18 protein-coding genes are annotated in these 16306 nt (G+C 69.6%); 12 read left to right on the top strand and 6 right to left on the bottom strand.

The features are described 5' to 3' along the window. Positions 1-30 precede the first annotated feature (30 nt). Positions 31-636 carry a TetR/AcrR family transcriptional regulator gene (locus ACW14X_RS01100; RefSeq protein WP_457164399.1) on the bottom strand — a complete coding sequence of 202 codons (606 nt, stop codon included), beginning with the start codon at positions 634-636 and terminating at the stop codon, positions 31-33. Positions 637-745: 109 nt separating this feature from the next. Between ACW14X_RS01100 and ACW14X_RS01105 the strand changes: the two genes are divergently transcribed. The 4 genes from ACW14X_RS01105 to ACW14X_RS01120 are packed head-to-tail and all read left to right on the top strand — an operon-like array spanning position 746 to position 6810. Further along, positions 746-2311 carry a class I adenylate-forming enzyme family protein gene (locus ACW14X_RS01105; RefSeq protein ID WP_457164400.1) on the top strand — a complete coding sequence of 522 codons (1566 nt, stop codon included), beginning with the start codon at positions 746-748 and terminating at the stop codon, positions 2309-2311. Position 2312: 1 nt separating this feature from the next. Continuing rightward, a complete protein-coding gene (locus tag ACW14X_RS01110) occupies positions 2313-3497 on the top strand; it encodes an acyl-CoA dehydrogenase family protein (RefSeq protein ID WP_457164401.1) in 1185 nt (394 codons plus the stop codon). Further along, complete coding sequence (locus tag ACW14X_RS01115; protein ID WP_457164402.1) at positions 3497-5317, top strand: alkyl/aryl-sulfatase; 1821 nt, start codon at positions 3497-3499, stop codon at positions 5315-5317. The genes ACW14X_RS01110 and ACW14X_RS01115 overlap by 1 nt, the downstream gene beginning before the upstream one ends. Continuing rightward, positions 5314-6810, top strand: a complete 1497-nt coding sequence (locus ACW14X_RS01120; protein ID WP_457164403.1) for an acyl-CoA carboxylase subunit beta — start codon at positions 5314-5316, stop codon at positions 6808-6810. The genes ACW14X_RS01115 and ACW14X_RS01120 overlap by 4 nt, the downstream gene beginning before the upstream one ends. On the opposite strand, the gene ACW14X_RS01125 is transcribed toward ACW14X_RS01120, so the two are convergent. The 3 genes from ACW14X_RS01125 to ACW14X_RS01135 all read right to left on the bottom strand — a co-directional run bounded on the left by ACW14X_RS01125 (position 6807) and on the right by ACW14X_RS01135 (position 9787). After that, positions 6807-7310: a DUF5994 family protein gene (locus tag ACW14X_RS01125; RefSeq protein ID WP_457164404.1), complete on the bottom strand. Its 504-nt coding sequence runs from the start codon at positions 7308-7310 to the stop codon at positions 6807-6809. The two genes, ACW14X_RS01120 and ACW14X_RS01125, sit on opposite strands and share 4 nt — an antisense overlap. Before the next feature lie 96 nt (positions 7311-7406). Then, the gene (locus ACW14X_RS01130; RefSeq protein ID WP_457164405.1) at positions 7407-8285 is read right to left on the bottom strand and encodes an LLM class F420-dependent oxidoreductase; all 879 of its coding nucleotides are present in this window, start codon (positions 8283-8285) and stop codon (positions 7407-7409) included. An 80-nt stretch (positions 8286-8365) separates the two neighbouring features. Beyond that, positions 8366-9787, bottom strand: a complete 1422-nt coding sequence (locus ACW14X_RS01135) for an aminopeptidase (protein ID WP_457164406.1) — start codon at positions 9785-9787, stop codon at positions 8366-8368. 117 nt (positions 9788-9904) lie between these two features. Between ACW14X_RS01135 and ACW14X_RS01140 the strand changes: the two genes are divergently transcribed. Further along, positions 9905-10327, top strand: coding sequence for a PPOX class F420-dependent oxidoreductase (locus ACW14X_RS01140; protein WP_457164407.1), 423 nt, complete (start codon positions 9905-9907; stop codon positions 10325-10327). Positions 10328-10391: 64 nt separating this feature from the next. Here ACW14X_RS01140 and ACW14X_RS01145 read toward each other — a convergent pair whose 3' ends face one another. Then, the gene (locus ACW14X_RS01145; protein WP_350713980.1) at positions 10392-10811 is read right to left on the bottom strand and encodes an SPW repeat protein; all 420 of its coding nucleotides are present in this window, start codon (positions 10809-10811) and stop codon (positions 10392-10394) included. 151 nt (positions 10812-10962) lie between these two features. Here ACW14X_RS01145 and ACW14X_RS01150 point away from each other — a divergent pair, with 151 nt between their 5' ends. From ACW14X_RS01150 to ACW14X_RS01180, 7 genes are all read left to right on the top strand, one after another. Next, positions 10963-11328 (top strand): MmcQ/YjbR family DNA-binding protein, encoded by a 366-nt coding sequence (locus ACW14X_RS01150; RefSeq protein ID WP_457164408.1) that lies wholly within the window; start codon positions 10963-10965, stop codon positions 11326-11328. Positions 11329-11412: 84 nt separating this feature from the next. Next, a complete protein-coding gene (locus ACW14X_RS01155) occupies positions 11413-11688 on the top strand; it encodes a Fe-S cluster assembly protein HesB (protein WP_160023611.1) in 276 nt (91 codons plus the stop codon). Between the two features lie 96 nt (positions 11689-11784). Beyond that, positions 11785-12534 (top strand): VOC family protein, encoded by a 750-nt coding sequence (locus ACW14X_RS01160; RefSeq protein ID WP_457164409.1) that lies wholly within the window; start codon positions 11785-11787, stop codon positions 12532-12534. A gap of 9 nt (positions 12535-12543) precedes the next feature. Continuing rightward, a complete protein-coding gene (locus ACW14X_RS01165) occupies positions 12544-13668 on the top strand; it encodes an endonuclease/exonuclease/phosphatase family protein (RefSeq protein ID WP_457164410.1) in 1125 nt (374 codons plus the stop codon). Between the two features lie 89 nt (positions 13669-13757). Then, a complete protein-coding gene (locus tag ACW14X_RS01170) occupies positions 13758-15038 on the top strand; it encodes a CehA/McbA family metallohydrolase (protein WP_457164411.1) in 1281 nt (426 codons plus the stop codon). Between the two features lie 95 nt (positions 15039-15133). Next, positions 15134-15325 carry a hypothetical protein gene (locus tag ACW14X_RS01175; protein ID WP_160023619.1) on the top strand — a complete coding sequence of 64 codons (192 nt, stop codon included), beginning with the start codon at positions 15134-15136 and terminating at the stop codon, positions 15323-15325. Further along, positions 15322-15849 (top strand): DoxX family protein, encoded by a 528-nt coding sequence (locus ACW14X_RS01180; protein WP_457164412.1) that lies wholly within the window; start codon positions 15322-15324, stop codon positions 15847-15849. Before ACW14X_RS01175 ends, ACW14X_RS01180 begins: the two co-directional genes overlap by 4 nt. Here the strand turns inward: ACW14X_RS01180 and ACW14X_RS01185 are convergent. Continuing rightward, entirely contained in the window at positions 15804-16274 is a 471-nt protein-coding gene (locus ACW14X_RS01185; RefSeq protein ID WP_457164413.1) for a GNAT family N-acetyltransferase, read from the bottom strand. The two genes, ACW14X_RS01180 and ACW14X_RS01185, sit on opposite strands and share 46 nt — an antisense overlap. Between the last annotated feature and the right edge of the window lie 32 nt (positions 16275-16306).

Here is a 16306-nt window from a genome sequence, read left to right on the forward strand (position 1 = left end):
AAGACACCCTGTCCAATTCGGCGCCGCGAGTCAGCGTGCGTCGGGGTCGAATCCCGTCGCCCAGAAGCGCCCGCGACGCGAGAGCTCGACGAGCGTCTCGACGACCTGGTCGGTGGCCGGCCGCGGCTCCGGAGCGTCCAGCCACCACAGCAGTACCGCCATCTGCTCACCGACCCACGCCCGCGCCAGCACCTGAAGATCCACCCGCGGGCGCACGGCGTGGGCCTTCACCCGCGCCGTGAAGATCTCGTGGGCCGTGGCACTCCAGGCGTCCTCGAACGCGCGCAGGCCGCGGCCGTCCCCTTCGCCCCGCAGGATCATCCGGTACGCATCGGGCTGCTCGGTCGCATGCCGGAACACCTCGGCCACCGGCTCGCCGGTGAATCCGGCGTCCTCCGGCACCAGCACCTCGGCCAGTCGCTCCTTCAGGTCCAGGAGGACCGAGGAGACCACGTGGTCGTAGAGCGCCTCCTTGTCCTTGAAGTGCGTGTAGAAGGTCGCCCGGCCGACGTCGGCCGCGGCGACGATGTCCTCCACCGTCACCGCGGCGTAGCCACGCTCGAGCACCAGGGAGACGAGCGCATCGCGGAGCGCTCCTCGCGTTCGCCGGCTGCGCCGGTCCTCAACCACGGTCATGGGCACTGTTCTAGCACTTTCCCGAACGGCTGGACCGTTTCTGGACATCATGTCTATGATCTCGGTGACCGCGCTCACAGCAGCGACCCCGACCACCAGGAGGGCATCCGTGAATCTCGGCAGCTATCTCACCCGCACCGCGACCTTCACCCCTGACGCCACCGCCCTGGTCTCCGGCACCGACCGATGGACCTACCGCCAGCTCGAGGACGACACCAACCGGCTCGCCGCTGCCCTCATCGCCCGTGGCTGCACGCCGGGCACCCCCGTCGCCACCCTCGCCACCAACCGGGGCGAGCTCGTCGTCGCGGAGATGGCGATCTGCAAGGCGGGCGCCCTCCGCGTACCGATCAGCGCCCGGCTCGCCGCCGCCGAGGTCGAGCACGTGCTCCTCGACGCGGCCGTGAGGGTTGTCTTCACCGGTGGCGCCCACCTCGAGCTGGTCCGCAAGACCGTCGACGCGCATGGCCTGGAGTGCCTGGTCATCGATCTCGACAACGGCACGGCCCCTGCCACAGGCACCACGGCGTACGACGTCCTGCTCGCCGAGGGCAGCACCGACCCCGTCGCGGTCGATGTCGACGAGGACGCTCCGGCGGTCCTCAACTTCACCTCCGGCTCCACCGGGACGCTGAAGGCGGCGGTGCAGACCGTCGGCAACCGGCTGGCCAACATGCGCAAGCTGGCGATGAACCCCTACGGCTCGCTCTCCGCCGAGGCCGTCTACCTCGCGCCCGGACCGATCACCCACGCCAGCGGCATGGTGATCCTCGGCTGCTTCTTCCGCGGCGCGGCCGTGGTCGTGCTGCCGGCCTTCGACACGGAGGCCTACCTCGACACCCTCGAGCGCGAGCGCGTGACGCACACCTTCGTCGTCCCGGTCATGCTCAACCTCGTCCTCGCCTCGCCCACCCTGCGCGACCGCGACCTCTCCGCGCTACAGAGCATCACCGTCGGCGGCGCCCCGGTCAGCCCGGCGCGGCTGCGCGAGGCCGTCGAGGCATTCGGCCCGGTGGTCAACCAGGGCTACGGCCAGGGTGAGACGACGAGCGCGATCACCTTCCTCAGCTCCGAGGACGTCGTACGCGGCATCGAGTCCGACCCGGAGCTGCTGCTCTCCTGCGGCCGCCCGGTCTACGACACCGAGGTGATCGTGGTCGACGAGGACCACCACCCGCTGCCCGCCGGCGTGATCGGCGAGATCGTGGCCCGCGGCCCGGACTGCGTCAGGGAGTACTTCCACGCACCCGAGGAGACCGCCGAGACCTTCCGCGACGGCTGGGTGCACACCGGCGACCTGGGCCGGATCCGCGAGGACGGGTTCGTCTTCATCGTGGACCGGAAGAAGGACATGATCATCTCCGGCGGCTACAACGTCTACTGCTCCGAGGTCGAGGCCGCGCTCTACGAGCACCCGGCCGTCAGCGAGGCCTGCGTCGTCGGCGTACCCAGCGAGAAGTGGGGCGAGACGGTGAAGGCGTACGTCTCCCTCGCCGCCGGCGCCGCCGCGACCGAGGAGGAGCTGCGCGACTTCTGCCGCACCCGTCTCTCGGGGGTGAAGGTGCCCCGGATCATCGAGTTCGCCGACGCACTCCCCCTCAACCGCAACGGCAAGGTCGACCGGCGGGCGCTGCGCGAGCGCGACTGGGCCGGCACCGAGCGGAAGGTCGGCTGAGATGACCTTCTCCCTCACTCCGTCCTACCCCGACAACCCGCGCCTCGACCAGCTGGTGACCCGGCTGCGCGACTACCTCGACGGTGAGCTCGCCGACTACGAGCGCAGGCTCGGCCTGGGCCCGGAGACGCCGTTGGACCGCTCGATGCTGGAGCCGGTCTGGCAGCGCAGCCGGGAGCTCGGCTTCTACGGCATCCACCTGCCCACCTCGCTCGGCGGGCAAGGCCTGAGCTTCACCGAGCTCGCCGCGCTCAAGGAGGAGATCGGCGCGTCCGGTCGCCAGCTCGCCACCAGCGTGCTCGGCGACATGGGCGGACCGCTGCGGATCGGCGCCATCTTCGAGCACGCCACCGAGCACCAGGTCGAGAAGTATCTGATGCCGGTCGTCCGCGGCGAGCGCGCCTGCTGCTTCTCGATGACCGAGGACGACGCGGGTTCCGACGTACGCCGGATGCGGACCACGGCCACCCCGACCTCGGGCGGCTTCCGGATCAGCGGGCGCAAGGTGTTCAGCACCGGCGGCACCTTCGCCGACTTCGCGATCCTGGTCGCTCGGATGGCCGGCGAGGAGGAGTCGTACGCAGCCTTCTTCGTCGACCTCGACTCCCCCGGCTGCCGAGTGCTGCCCGGCGACCTGCCACTGTCGGGGCAGAACATCGAGAGCGACGTGGTGCTCGAGGACTGCTTCGTGCCGCAGGAGAACCTGCTCGGTGAGGTCGGTGAGGGGCTGCGGATCGCGCTCGGCCGGGTCACCGCCAACCGGTTGCTGCACTGCCCGACCGCGCTCGGTGCGGCCCGCCGCGCGCTCGCGCTGGCGCTCGACTTCGCCGCACACCGCACCGTCTTCGACGGGCTGCTGTTGGAGAAGCAGGCGATCCAGCACCGGCTCGCCGACATGGCCACCGACTACTACGCCGCCCGGTCGATGACCTATGACGCCCTGGCAGACCTGGATGCGGGCAGGCGCCCGCGCATCGAGTCATTCATGTGCAAGCTCTTCGTGGCCGAGCGGTCCTTCGAGATCGCGGACGCGGCGCTGCAGCTGCACGGCAAGGCCGGCATGGTCCGGGGCGCGGAGATCGAGGTGATCTGGCGGCGGCTGCGGATGTTCCGGGTGCTGACCGGCTCCTCGGAGATCCAGCGCAACGGCGTCATCCGCGATCTGGTGAAGTCGCTGGGGGCATGATGACCGACTTCCACCAGGAGGAGGCCGACGCCCACCGTGGGTTCGTCGCGGCGCTGAAGCCGGGCGTCGTGACCAGGGCCGATGGCACCGTCGCGTTCGACGCGGACTCCACCGCCTTCCTCGACTCCCCCGTGCCGGCCACCGCGCACGCCGGGCTGTGGCAGCACAGCCGGCTCACCTCGCTGCAGGGCCTCTTCGAGGTCACCGACGGCATCTACCAGGTCCGCGGCCTCGACCTCGCCAACCTCACGATCGTCGAGGGCGACCGCGGGATCATCGTCATCGACACTCTCACCACGGCCGAGACCGCGAGCGCTGCGCTGGGGCTCTACCGCGAGCACCGTGGGGATCGGCCGGTGACCGGCGTCGTGCTGACCCATCCCCATGCCGACCACTTCGGCGGCATAGCCGCCGTGCTCGCGGCAACCGATGGTGACGTACCTGTCCTGGCACCGGAGGGGTTCCTCGAGCACGCGGTCTCGGAGAACGTCTACGTCGGTCCGGCGATGGGCCGGCGGTCGGGATTCATGTACGGCAGCCTGCTGCCGGTCGCGCCGGACGGGCACGTGGGCTGTGGACTCGGCCCGCGGCTGGCATCCGGGACCATCGGTCTGGCCGAGCCGACCGACTCGATCACCCGCACCGGGGAGACGCGCGTCATCGACGGCGTGGAGATGGAGTTCCAGCTCACCCCGGGCAGCGAGGCGCCGGCGGAGATGAACATCCTCCTCCCCGGACACAGAGCGCTCTGCCTGGCCGAGAACGCCGTCCACACGTTGCACAACATCGTCACGCTGCGTGGCGCCGAGGTGCGCGACGCCCGCCTATGGGCGCGCTATCTGACCGAGGCGATCGACCTGTTCGCCTCGCGTTCCGAGGTCGCATTCGCAACCCATCACTGGCCGACCTGGGGTGCGGAGCGGATCGAGGCGTTCCTCGCCGGGCAGCGTGACGTCTACGCCTACCTGCACGACCAGACCGTACGCCTCATCAACCGCGGTCTGACGCCGAAGGAGATCGCCGAGGAGCTGGTCCTGCCGCCGGCCCTCGACGCCCAGCCGTCGACGCGCGGCTACTACGGCTCGCTGAGCCACAACGTGAAGGGCATCTACCAGCGCTATCTGGGCTGGTACGACGCCAACCCGGCCCACCTGTGGGAGCTGCCGCCGAAGGCGGAGGGCGAGCACTGGGTGCGGCTGCTGGGTGGTGCGGCCGCTGCCGTGGACCACGCCGCGGCGCTCGTCGCCGGCGGAGCGACCGACGACCTGCGGTTCGCCGCCACCCTGCTCAACCATGTGGTCTTCGCCGAGCCGTCGGAGCGCGCGGCGCGGGAGCTGCTGGCCGAGGTCTACACCCGCCTCGGGCACGGCGCCGAGAACGCGACCTGGCGCAACATCTACCTGACCGGCGCCCGCGAGCTCGTCGACGGCCCGAAGGCTCCGCCGCGCGGCGGTGGGCGCGGGCTGCTGACCGCCCTCACCGTCTCGCAGCTGCTGGACTCCCTGGCGATCCGCGTGGACGGGCCGCGTTCGTGGGACCTCGACCTGCGCATCGACTGGCATCTCACCGACCACGACGGCACGGCCGAGGGTGGCTGGTGGCATGCCCGGCTGCACAACGGTGTGCTCGTGCACCGGCGTGACAGCACTGCCGACCCGGCCGCCGGCCTCACCCTGACGCTCACCCGTCCCCAGCTCGCCGGCCTGTTGGGCCGGCGGAGTCTCGACGGGATCGAGCACTCCGGCGACCTCGGCGTGCTCCAGCGGCTGCTGGGGGTGCTCGAGGCACCCGATCCGGCATTCCCTATCGTGACCGCGTGACCGACGACACACCCGCCACCGGACTGACCGAGCTCCACGCCCGCCGCTTCCTGACGACGGACGCGGCGCGATCCGACAAGGTCGCCCGGTGGCACGCCAAGGGGCGGCGTACGGCTCGGGAGAACATCGCCGATCTGGTCGATCCGAACTCGTTCGTCGAGTACGGGAGGTTCATCACCGCTGCCCAGGAACGCCGCCGTGACCTGGCCGAGCTGGTCGTCGAGACGCCCGCCGACGGGATCGTCGGCGGGACCGCGACGGTTGCCGGGAAGCCGTGCGCGGTGCTCTCCTACGACTACCTGGTGATGGCCGGCACCCAAGGCATGCGCGGGCATCGCAAGTCCGACCGGCTGATCGAGGTCATCGGGCGGATGCGGCTGCCCGCGGTCTTCTTCACCGAGGGCGGCGGCGGTCGGCCCGGTGACACGGACATCCCCCTGGTCTCCGCGCTCGACGTCGGCTCGTTCGCACTCTGGGGTGAGCTCGAGGGCGTCGTACCGCGGATCGCCGTCGTCTCCGGACGGTGCTTCGCCGGCAACGCGGTCCTGGCCGGCTGTGCCGACCTCCGCATCGCCACCCCGGACGCCAACCTCGGCATGGCCGGGCCGGCGATGATCGCCGGCGGCGGGCTCGGCAGCTTCGCACCCGAGGAGATCGGACCGGTCGAGGACCAGACCGCCAACGGCGTCATCGATCTGCTCGTCGAGGACGAGGCGGCAGCAGTCGAGGCGGTACGCAGCATCCTCTCCTACCTCGAGCCGGCCGCCGACGGCGGCGAGGCCGGCGACCAGGCCGATCTGCGAACGCTCCTCCCCCACAACGACCGTGAGGCCTTCGACGTACGTCCGGTCGTCGAGGCGCTCGCCGACATCGACTCGGTGACCTGGCTCCGCGAGGGATTCGCACCCGAGCTCGTGACCGCGCTGGCGCGGATCGACGGGATCGCGGTCGGCGTGATCGCCAACCAGTCGACCCACCTTGCCGGAGCGCTCACCAGCGAGGCGTCGGTCAAGGCCGCAGACTTCCTCGCACTCTGCGAGCGCTGGGGCCTCCCGGTGGTCTCGCTGGTCGACACCCCAGGGTTCATGGTCGGCCCGGAGGCCGAACGCGGCGGCCTGGTCCGTCACGCGTCCCGGATGGTCGTCGCCGGCGCACAGCTGTCGACCCCGCTGGTCGGCGTGATCCTGCGCCGCGGCTACGGGCTCGGCGCGCAGGCGATGCTCGGCGGCAGCACCCACCGCCCGCTGCTCACCGTCGCCTGGCCCGACGCCCACCTCGGCCCGATGGGCCTGGAGGGTGCGGTACGCCTCTCCATGGCCGCCGAGCTCGCTGAGCTGCCCGCGGCCGAGCGCGAGGAACGCGTCGCCGCGCTCACCGAGGAGTACCGCAAGCAGGCCAGCGCACTCAACGCCGCACGTATGTTCGAGATCGACGACGTCATCGACCCGGCCGAGACTCGCGGCGTCATCGCCGCCACGCTACGCCGGGCCTAGGACGCTCCGCCGTCGTTGTCCCAGATCTGCTGGCCGATCTGGCTCTGGTCGGGACCATCGAGACCGAGCAGCTGAGCCGGGCGGTAGGTGTTCCGGTCGTCGGCCGCCTGAGCCATGATCTTCTCGGCGCGCTCGGGGGCGGTGTCGTGAGGCACCACCAGCAGGCGCAGCCGGTCGCCGGTAGCCATCGACAGCACGATGAGGTGGGTGTCGTCGGACGGGAACGAGCCGATCTTCACGATCCCGCGGGCGGCGCGGATCTTGCGGACGCTCGGCGCCCCGGCGACCGAGTCCCAGTCAGGCCGGGAGAACAACAGCCGCGAGATCCGGCCGACGCGGTGGGGAAAGTGATCGATGAGATCGGCGGCCTCGGCCTGAAGGTCCCGCGACTGCGGCCACCAGGCTCCGTCGAGCGGCCCTGACGAGAAACTGTTGTCCAGGCGGATCCGAAGATCGACGCGAACCGCGGTGATGAGTTCTACTGTCGGTGACGTCGTCATAACGCCCACCCTTCGTGCAGCCCTGCGGACTCGACGAGTCCGGCTAGCAGCGTGGTTAGAACAAGTGTACTACGTCCGCAGGCTGAATCCGACTTCCTAGATCTCCTTCAACCGCGGCACCAGATCCACGAGCGAGGTGGTCCACGGCACCGGGTCGACGTAGGGCGTCGGCATCAGCCCGACCAGCGTGACGCCCAGGGCGGCGTACTCCTCCATCGACTTCAAGAAGGCGTCCGGGTCCTCGACCGAGGGGCCCTGGAAGAGGATCGTCTTCTCGATCGCGTCGTAGTCGGTGCCGAGGTCGTCGCAGTGGCCGCGGAGCACCTCGAGCTTGTGCCGGACGGACTCGACCGCCTCGGGGCCGGGGCCGCCGAAGAGGTTGGTGCCCTGTCCGTACTTGGCGACCAGGCGCAGCGTCTTCTTCTCGCCTCCGCCGCCGATCAGGACCGGGACCGTGCCGTTGACCGGCTGCGGGAGCGAGATCGTCTCGGCGAGCTGGTAGTGCTTGCCCTCGTAGGCCCCGTCGTTCTCCGACCACATCTGGCGGCAGATCTCCAGGGTCTCCTCCAGGCGCTCGAACCGCTCGGCCGTCGACGGGTACGGCACGCCGAGCCCCTGGTGCTCACGCTCGTACCACGCCGCCCCGATGCCCAGCAGCGCGCGGCCGCCGGACAGCCGGTCGAGCGTCGTGACGATCTTGGCGAGCAGTCCGGGGTGGCGGTAGGTCACGCCGGTGACGAGCAGGCTGAGACGTACGTTGTCGGTGATCCCGGCCAGGTAGCCCAGCGTGGTGTAGCCCTCGAGCATCGGTTCGAAGGGGCCGCCGGCCTGCTCCATCTGGAACCAGTGGTCCATGACGGTGAGCAGGTCGACGCCGCCCTCGTCTGCGATCCCGGCCGTCTCGGTCAGCTTGTCGGCGAGCGTGGTCTCCCACTCGGGGTGGGTGAACGTGAAGTAGTGGAGTCCAAGATCCATACCTCAGACGCTATGTCTTCGAGCGCGCTCGAAGACAAGGGCGATTTCGTTCAGACCACTCCTTCTGGCCCGTTGTTCACCTACGGCCGCATGCGCCGCTCCTGACGCAGGTCATGCTTGTCGAGCTTGGCGTCGTACGTAGCCAGCGGCTTCGCCTTCGACGCGTCGGCCTCTACCGCGGCGGTCGCCACGCCGGCCCACTCCAGGATCCGGGCGGTGGCGAGCTCACGCTCGTCGGCGACCAGGCCGGCCACGTTGGCGCCATGGTTCATGCCCGGCGCCGTGAAGACGTAGGAGTCGTTGGCGAAGATGCCTGGGCGGAAGCGCTCGGCGCCCCACGGGTCGGCCTCGCCGTAGACGAAGAGCATCTGGTTGGCGTGCTTGCGCACCCAGGAGTCGACGTCACGCATCGCGGACGGGTCGAATCGCATGTCGATCTCGCGCGGGACGAAGCTGCGCGGCGGCTGGTAGCCGTAGCGGATCAGCTCGTCCTCGATGTGCGGGAAGCCGATCGTCGGCGCACCGAGCTCGGTGCCGGCCTGGTAGTAGTAGGGCGTGTAGGGGCTCAGGCCCTGGTCGGTGTAGAAGCTGAAGCCCGAGTAGTAGTCGATCGAGTCCCAGATCGCCTGGTCGGTGGCGGTCGCCGCGTCGGCGGGGATGCTCGCACACTGAGTGGTGCCGGCGTACTGCCAGAAGGCCCAGACGTAGTCGAGCACGACCATCTCGTACGCAGCGTCCAGGCTGCCCACGGTGTCGAAGGTGTAGCCCTCGGCTGCTGCCAGCTCGGCGTACTTCGCCTTGAGCGCCTCACGGCGGACGAGCGCCTCGCGCTGGACGCCGTTGAGCCGGTCGCGGCAGTCCTCGGTGCCGACGGAGGCGAAGAACTCGTCGTAGGCGGAGTCCTCGCGGTTGACCACGTCGTTCGGCGCGACGTAGGCGACGATGCCGTCCATGTCACGGGGATAGAACCGCTCGAAGTAGGTCGCTGTCATGCCGCCCTTGGAGCCGCCGGTGGCGAGCCAGTTGGCGGAGTAGATCGGCTTCAGCGCCTTGAAGATGGCGTGCTGGTCGCTGGCGGCCTGCCAGATGTCGAGGTCGTCCCAGTCGGCCGGGTCGGGCCGCGACGGGGTGAAGAACCGGTATTCCATCGAGACCTGGTTGCCGTCGATGATGCGGGTCGGCTCGCTGCGGCCCGGGTTGGTCGAGACGTTGTAGCCGCTGGTCTGGAACACCGTCGGGCGGGCGGTGTCCTTGTGCAGCACGGTGAACCGCTGCTGGAAGGTGTCACCGTCGGGCCGGCGGTGGTCGACCGGCTGGGTGAAGTTCAGGACGAAGTAGCGGTAGCCCTGGACGGGCTTCTCCTGGATCAGGCTGACGCCTTCGATGGCGAGCAGGCGGTCGAGGATGTCGTCCTCGGCGGCTGCGACGGGGTTGGCGGGTGTGACGAGGAGCAGGGATGCCAGCCCCATCGCCACCAGAATCCGGCCGATCAATGCACGCATGTGGGGTCTCCTTCGGTGCGGGTCCTCGGCAACCTAGCCGGTCTCCGCGCGGGGCACCTCCGAATTCCGGATGCGTTCTCGGGGAAGGAAGTCGTACGGCGATGCGTTCGGTTCGACATGACGTTCGACGCGCACGAGCTTCTCGCCACGACCCGCCACGGGATCCTGGCCACGATCAAGTCCAACGGGCTGCCGCAGCTTTCGCCGGTATGGCAGTTCTACGACCGCGAGCGCAGCGAGATCCTGATCTCCACCCGCGAGGGGCTGGTGAAGACCAAGAACCTCCGCCGCGATCCGCGGGCGGCGATCGAGGTCGACGGCCCCGGAGGGCGGTCCTGGGCGACGGCCGAGGGCACAGTCACGCTGACCGGGCCCGGCGCGTCCCCCGACAGCCCGGAGATCGACGCGCTCGTCGACTACTACCGGCGTGGAGCCGGCGAGCACCCCGACTGGGACGAGTACCGCGAGGTGATGGTCACGGACCGCCGGGTGCTCATCACCATCGCCGTCAAGAAGGTCTACGGCGCCGACATCGGCTGACCCAGCCGCCGGAAGGCCGGCCGAGCGCTCCTCGCCCGGCCGGTCGGTGACGGTTCCGCGGGGTCTACCTACGCGGATTGAACAATGTGCCGAACCCGGACGCACCGAGTCCGCACAGCATGATGACGGCTCCGACGATCACGTTGGAGGCGATCATTCCAGCGGTGGTGTCGACGCCGTTCATGAGCCACGGCGAGACGATCGCCCATGCACCCATGAGCGGGACGGTCCAGGCCAGACCGTGTGTGCGGCCGAACGCCGACGCGAACCCGAGCGCCAGCAGAGCGACAGCGAGGCCGATGATCAGGTTGCTGACCATCAGTGGTGATGCCGTGGTGTTGAAGCCCACGACCCACGGAGATATGGCCAGATAGAGACCGGCCATCATCGTGACACCGTCGACCACCTGAGCGGTGGCGGAGGAGCCGGTCAGATCGAACCGGTCTCGGAGTGCCGCGATGTCGGGATGTTCCTGAATGGACATGTGTTCAGACGACATTTGTTTTTCACCTCCTCAGCCCCATGCCAAAGGAAGAACGACTGTCCTCGCGATCAATTCTAGGCCCGCTAAGCGGCAATTGACCCGCCCGAAATCGCGGCCCCGGGCAGCCACCGTCGGTGGCACCATGGTCGCCATGGACGTGACGTCGCTGCAGGCCTACTGCCTCACCAAACCCGGTGCCTGGCCGGACAACCCGTGGGATCACGAACACCCGGTGATCAAGGTCGGGCCGGGTGAGCGCGGCAAGATCTTCGCCTTCCTCGGCGACACGAAAGTGGGGCTGAAGTGCGGGCCGTCCCGGGAGATCGCCGACGAGTGGCTGCTGCGCTATCCCGGGGACGTGACCGTCACCGGCTACATCGGCCGCTCGGGGTGGAACGACCTCGCCTGGGGTGGCGCGATCCCGGACGAGGAGATCCTGGAGGCGGTCGACGAGTCGTACGCCACGGTCGTCTCGAAGCTCCCGAAGAAGCTCCGTCCGGAGGGCTGGGACGCCTGAGCGCGGCATGCCGGGCTTGAACGAGGCCGATCTGTGAGGAATGGTGGAGCGGGTACTCCGTACCCAACCATGGAAGATCTCGACATGCTTCAGCTGACCGAGAACGCCACCACCATCGTCCGCTCGATCTCCGAGCAGGCCCAGGGCGCCGGCCTCCGGCTCGCCTCCAACACAGAACCGGACGGCGCATTGAGCGCCGCTCTCGTCCCGACCGCCGAGGCGGAGGACCAGGTCATCGAGCAGGAGGGTGCGCGGGTCTTCCTCGACCAGGGCGCTGCCGCCGAGCTCGACGACAAGATCCTCGACGCCGGGATGGATGCCTCCGGCAACGTCCAGTTCGGGATCTCCCAGCAGGGCTGATCCCGCGCCACGCCGGGGTGTGCCGCAGTCGCGGTGCACCCCGGCGTACGTCGTTTTCGACCACATCCGCCTCGTCGCACGCGTAGGGTCGCGGGCATGAGCTCCACTGGCGCACCTGCCTGGTTCCACCTCTTCCTCGACGTCCCACGGGAACGATGGGAGGAGGCGGTCGGATTCTGGTCCGCGGCGACCGGATGGGCGATCTCGCCGCCGAGGGGCGAGGACGGTCAGTTCGTCACGCTCGTACCGCAGACGGGCGATTCCTGGCTGAAGATGCAGGCCCTCGACGACGGCGAGCCACGGATCCACGTCGACCTCGACGCCACCGACCGTGAGGCAGCGGTGGAGCGGTCGGTGTCGCATGGCGCGACTCCGGCCTGGACGTACGACGGGGTTCCGGTGATGCGCTCCCCCGGCGGCATGCTCTTCTGCCACACGCTCGGCGAGGAGTCCCAGCCGCGCTTCGCGCGCTCGGAGCCGGAGCGGGTGGTCGACCAGATCTGCATCGACATCCCTCGCTCCCGTTGGGACGAGGAGGTCACCTTCTGGGCAGCGGTCACCGGCCGCACGCCCGAGCAGACCAAGTCCCCCGAGTTCGTACGCCTCGCCGACCCCGATCCGCACGGCGGGCTCCGGATCCTCCTGCAGCGGCTCGGCGACGAGGACGGTGAGGTCGGGGCTCACCCCGATGTCGCGGTCGCCAACCGCGCCTCGGAGACCTGCCGTCACGAGGCGCTCGGCGCCGACACCGTCGGCGTCTTCGAGTGGTGGACGGTGATGCGCGCGCCGTACGGGCAGATCTACTGCCTCACCGATCGCGACCCGGTGACCGGTCGAGTGGCCTAACCTGGGGAGATGCGGCTCGCATCGTTCAACGTCGAGAACCTCTTCGCCCGGCCGAAGGCGATGGACGCCGACGAGGCCGATGCCACGACGCGGCGAGCGGTCCTGACCGCTCACGCCCGCGTCTCCACGCTTCTCGCCCAGCCCAGCTATCAGGGCGATGAGCAGGAGATCCTCGACAACCTCGAGAAGCTGGGGCTTCTGAAGAGCGACGAGGGCGAGTTCGCGCGGCTCCGGAAGATGCGCGGCTCGCTGCTCAAACGCCCGCGTTCGGGACCGGTGCAGCTGGTCGCGAAGGGGCGCAACGACTGGGTCGGGTTCGTCGAGCTCAAGACGACCGCCGTCGACGAGATCGCGACCGAGAACACCGCGCGCGTCTTCGCCGAGCTGCGGGCGGAGGTCGCGGTGGTCGTCGAGGCCGACGACCGGCCGGGGCTGCACATGTTCTCCCAGACGCTGCTGCCCGAGGTCGGCGCCGAGGCGTACGAGCAGGTGATGGTCGTGGAGGGCAACGACGAGCGCGGCATCGACGTCGGCGTGATGGTCGGCGACGGCTATCGCCTGGCGCAGCTGCGTACCCACATCTTCGACCGCGACGAGGAGGGCGTGATCTTCTCCCGCGACTGCTGCGAGTATCACCTCGACGCTCCCAGCGGCGCGCGGATCGTGGTCCTCGCCAACCACTTCAAGTCGAAGGGCTACTCGGAGAAGGGCGACCCGCTCGGCGCCAAGCGGCGCGGCCGGCAGGCGAAGCGGGTCGCGGAGATCTATCGAGGCCTGCTCGACGAGGGCTTCGAGAACGTCTGCGTCGCCGGCGACCTCAACGACTCCCCCGCCGGCGGATCGTTGGAGCCACTGTTGTCCGTCTCTGGGCTCGTGGATGCCAGCGAGCACGCGAACTGGGACTGGAACCACCGGCGCGGAACGTACGGTTCCGGCAATGAGGACGCCAAGATCGACTACCTGCTCCTCTCCCCCGCGCTGCGCGCGAAGCAGACCGGTGGCGGCGTCTTCCGCAAGGGCGTATGGCACGGACCGCGGACCAAGGATCCCTGGGACCTGTTCCCGACGCTGACCGCGGAGCAGCATGCGGCCTCCGACCATGCCTGTCTCTACGCCGACTTCACCGACCTGTGATCTGAAAGCCTCCCGTACGCCGCTGGGATCTGCGTGAAATAGGGGCCATGTGCCTCGGACACGGACAGCAGCACGGGCCTCTTCGGTCGATGAGCAGGCCGCTCACGCGGCGCACGGCGCTGGGAGCGGCGGGAGCGGGGCTCCTGCTGGCGTCGATGTCCTCGTCGTTCACGGGTGCGGCGGCCTCGGCGACCGCTCGGGCCGGCGTGGGGGCGAGCCGGCTGTCGCGGCTCTCGTCCGGGACCACGCTGGTCCATGCCGACCTGCACAACCACACGCTGATGTCGGACGGCGACGGCGACCCTGACCTCGCCTTCGACTCGATGCGGAGCGCCGGGCTCGACGTCGCGGCGCTCACCGACCATGCCACGGTCTCCGACCACATCCTCGGTGATGCGCTCGCCGGGCTGCTGCCGGCGGCGTACAAGCAGCTCGGCGGCATCACCCGCTCGGACTGGGGCCGGACCCGCGAGCTGGCCGATGCGGCCAACGCCGACGGCACCTTCACCGCGATCCGCGGCTTCGAGTGGTCCGAGCCGTTGTTGGGTCATATCAACGTGTGGGGAAGCGAGCACTTCACCGACATCGTCGACGTCGGCGCGATGCGGCCGTTCTTCGACTGGCTGATGCGCTCGCCCTCCACGCCGCTGATCGATGGCGGGTCGGACGGGATCGCCGGGTTCAACCATCCCGGGCGCGAGCCGTTCCGGTTCCAGGAGTTCCGCTACGACGCGCGGGCGCGGGAGCGGATGGTGTCGCTGGAGATGTTCAACCGGGGCGACGACTATCTCTTCGAAGGCTTTGCCGACGGGAAGACCTCTCCCCTGTGTCAGTGCCTCAACGCCGGCTGGCGCACCGGGATCAGTGGGGTCACCGACGAGCACGGCACCGACTGGGGACACCCGGAGGGCAAGGGACGTACCGGGCTGTGGGTCGCCTCCCACGACCGCACCGGTGTCTTCGAGGCGATGCGGGCGCGGCGGTTCTTCGCCACTCGCACCTCGGGACTCCGGGTCGACGCGGTGGCGGCTCTGGACGGCGTCGAGCACCGGATGGGCTCAGTGGTCCCCGGCCGTGGCGGCGACATGCGGTTCACGCTTGACCTGGCTCGCGACGAGGAGTGGGTCGGCCGGGAGCTCCATCTGCAGGTGCTGCGTCCGGGGCCGTCGGTGCCCACCGTGGCCGACGTCGTGGCGTTCCGCGTCGGCGACCCGGTCTCGGTCACGGTGCCGGTCTCCGTCGACGACGGCGACTGGGTGCTGCTGCGGGTCAGCGACCCGACCCAGGCCAACGCGACCCCGGGGCCGGAGGGCCACCCCTGCAACGACCTGGGCATCGCCTACGCCAGCCCGTGGTGGCTGCAACCCTGACGAATTTCCTGAGAAGCCGGCCCGCAGCCTGAAGATGCGCTGAAGGCGGGCGTCCGGGCGGTGGTTGCGGGCCTCGGCTGTGGCACGCTGGCGATGTGAACGAGGTGTGGTACGTCGTCGGGCTGGTCGCGGTCTCCGTGGCCGTGCTGGCGCTCGGGGTGTGGTTCGTGCGGCGTGAGATCAGGGACGAGGTCTCGCCGGCGCCGTTGCTGTGGGCCGGCTACGCGGTCGTGGCGGCGTTCGTCGTCTTCGGTGTCCTGCGCACCTCCTGGGTGGTGCTCTCATGAGGACTCGCGCTGATCTGTTGGGCTGGATCGGCCTCGCCGGCCGCCTCTACCTCGGCTTCGTGTTCCTCGCCGCCGGGCTCGCCAAGCTGCCCGAGCCGGCGATCACCGAGCAGGCGGTGCGCGGCTACCAGCTGCTGCCGTGGCAGCTGGCTCCTGCGTACGCGATCGCCATGCCGATCGCCGAGATCGTCCTCGGTGCGCTGCTGATCCTCGGGCTCTTCACCCGGACTGCGGCGGTGGCGACGGCGCTCGGCCTGTGCTCGTTCCTCGTCGGGATCACCTCGGCCTGGGCGCGCGGGCTCAACATCGACTGCGGTTGCTTCGGTGGCGGCGGCGCCTCGGCCGACCCCGCCTATCTCGCCGACACCCTGCGCGACCTGGGCTGGCTCGCGATCGCGGTCTATCTGATCGTCGTACGCCGCACCAAGCTCGCCCTCGACGACCTGCTGTTCCGGCGGGGCGCTCCGCCGGTCGACGACTACAGCGAGAGCTCGAAGAAGACCGAGTTGGGGTCGAGCACGTAGCTGCCGAACGGCGGGCGCTCGGTGAAGCCGTTGCCCGCGTAGAGGCGCCGGGCGGGCTCGTAGAAGGCTTCGGTCCCGGTCTCCAGAAGCACCCGACTCCCTCCCTGTGACCGGGCCTGGTCGACGAGGTGGCGCAGCATCGCGGTCGCGACGCCGCGGCCCCGGGCGGCAGCCGTCGTGCGCATCGACTTGAGCTCGTAGTCACCCTCGCCGAGAGACTTCAGCGCGCCGCAGCCGACGAGCTCGTCACCCTCCCAGGCCGACCAGAACGCGATCTCGGGCACCTTCAGCGCTTCGAGGTCGAGCGCGTGCACCGATTCGGCCGGTGTCACCGAGTACATGTCCTCGAGGTGGTCCTCCAGGAGCCGGATCACCTCTGGCCGGGTCAGGTCGTCGAGCTCGAAACGCAGCGAAAGCACAGGCACGGCTGGAGGGTAGCCGAGCCCTTCCTCGTCGT

The sequence above is a fragment of the Nocardioides sp. YJ-D4 genome (assembly GCF_054031495.1).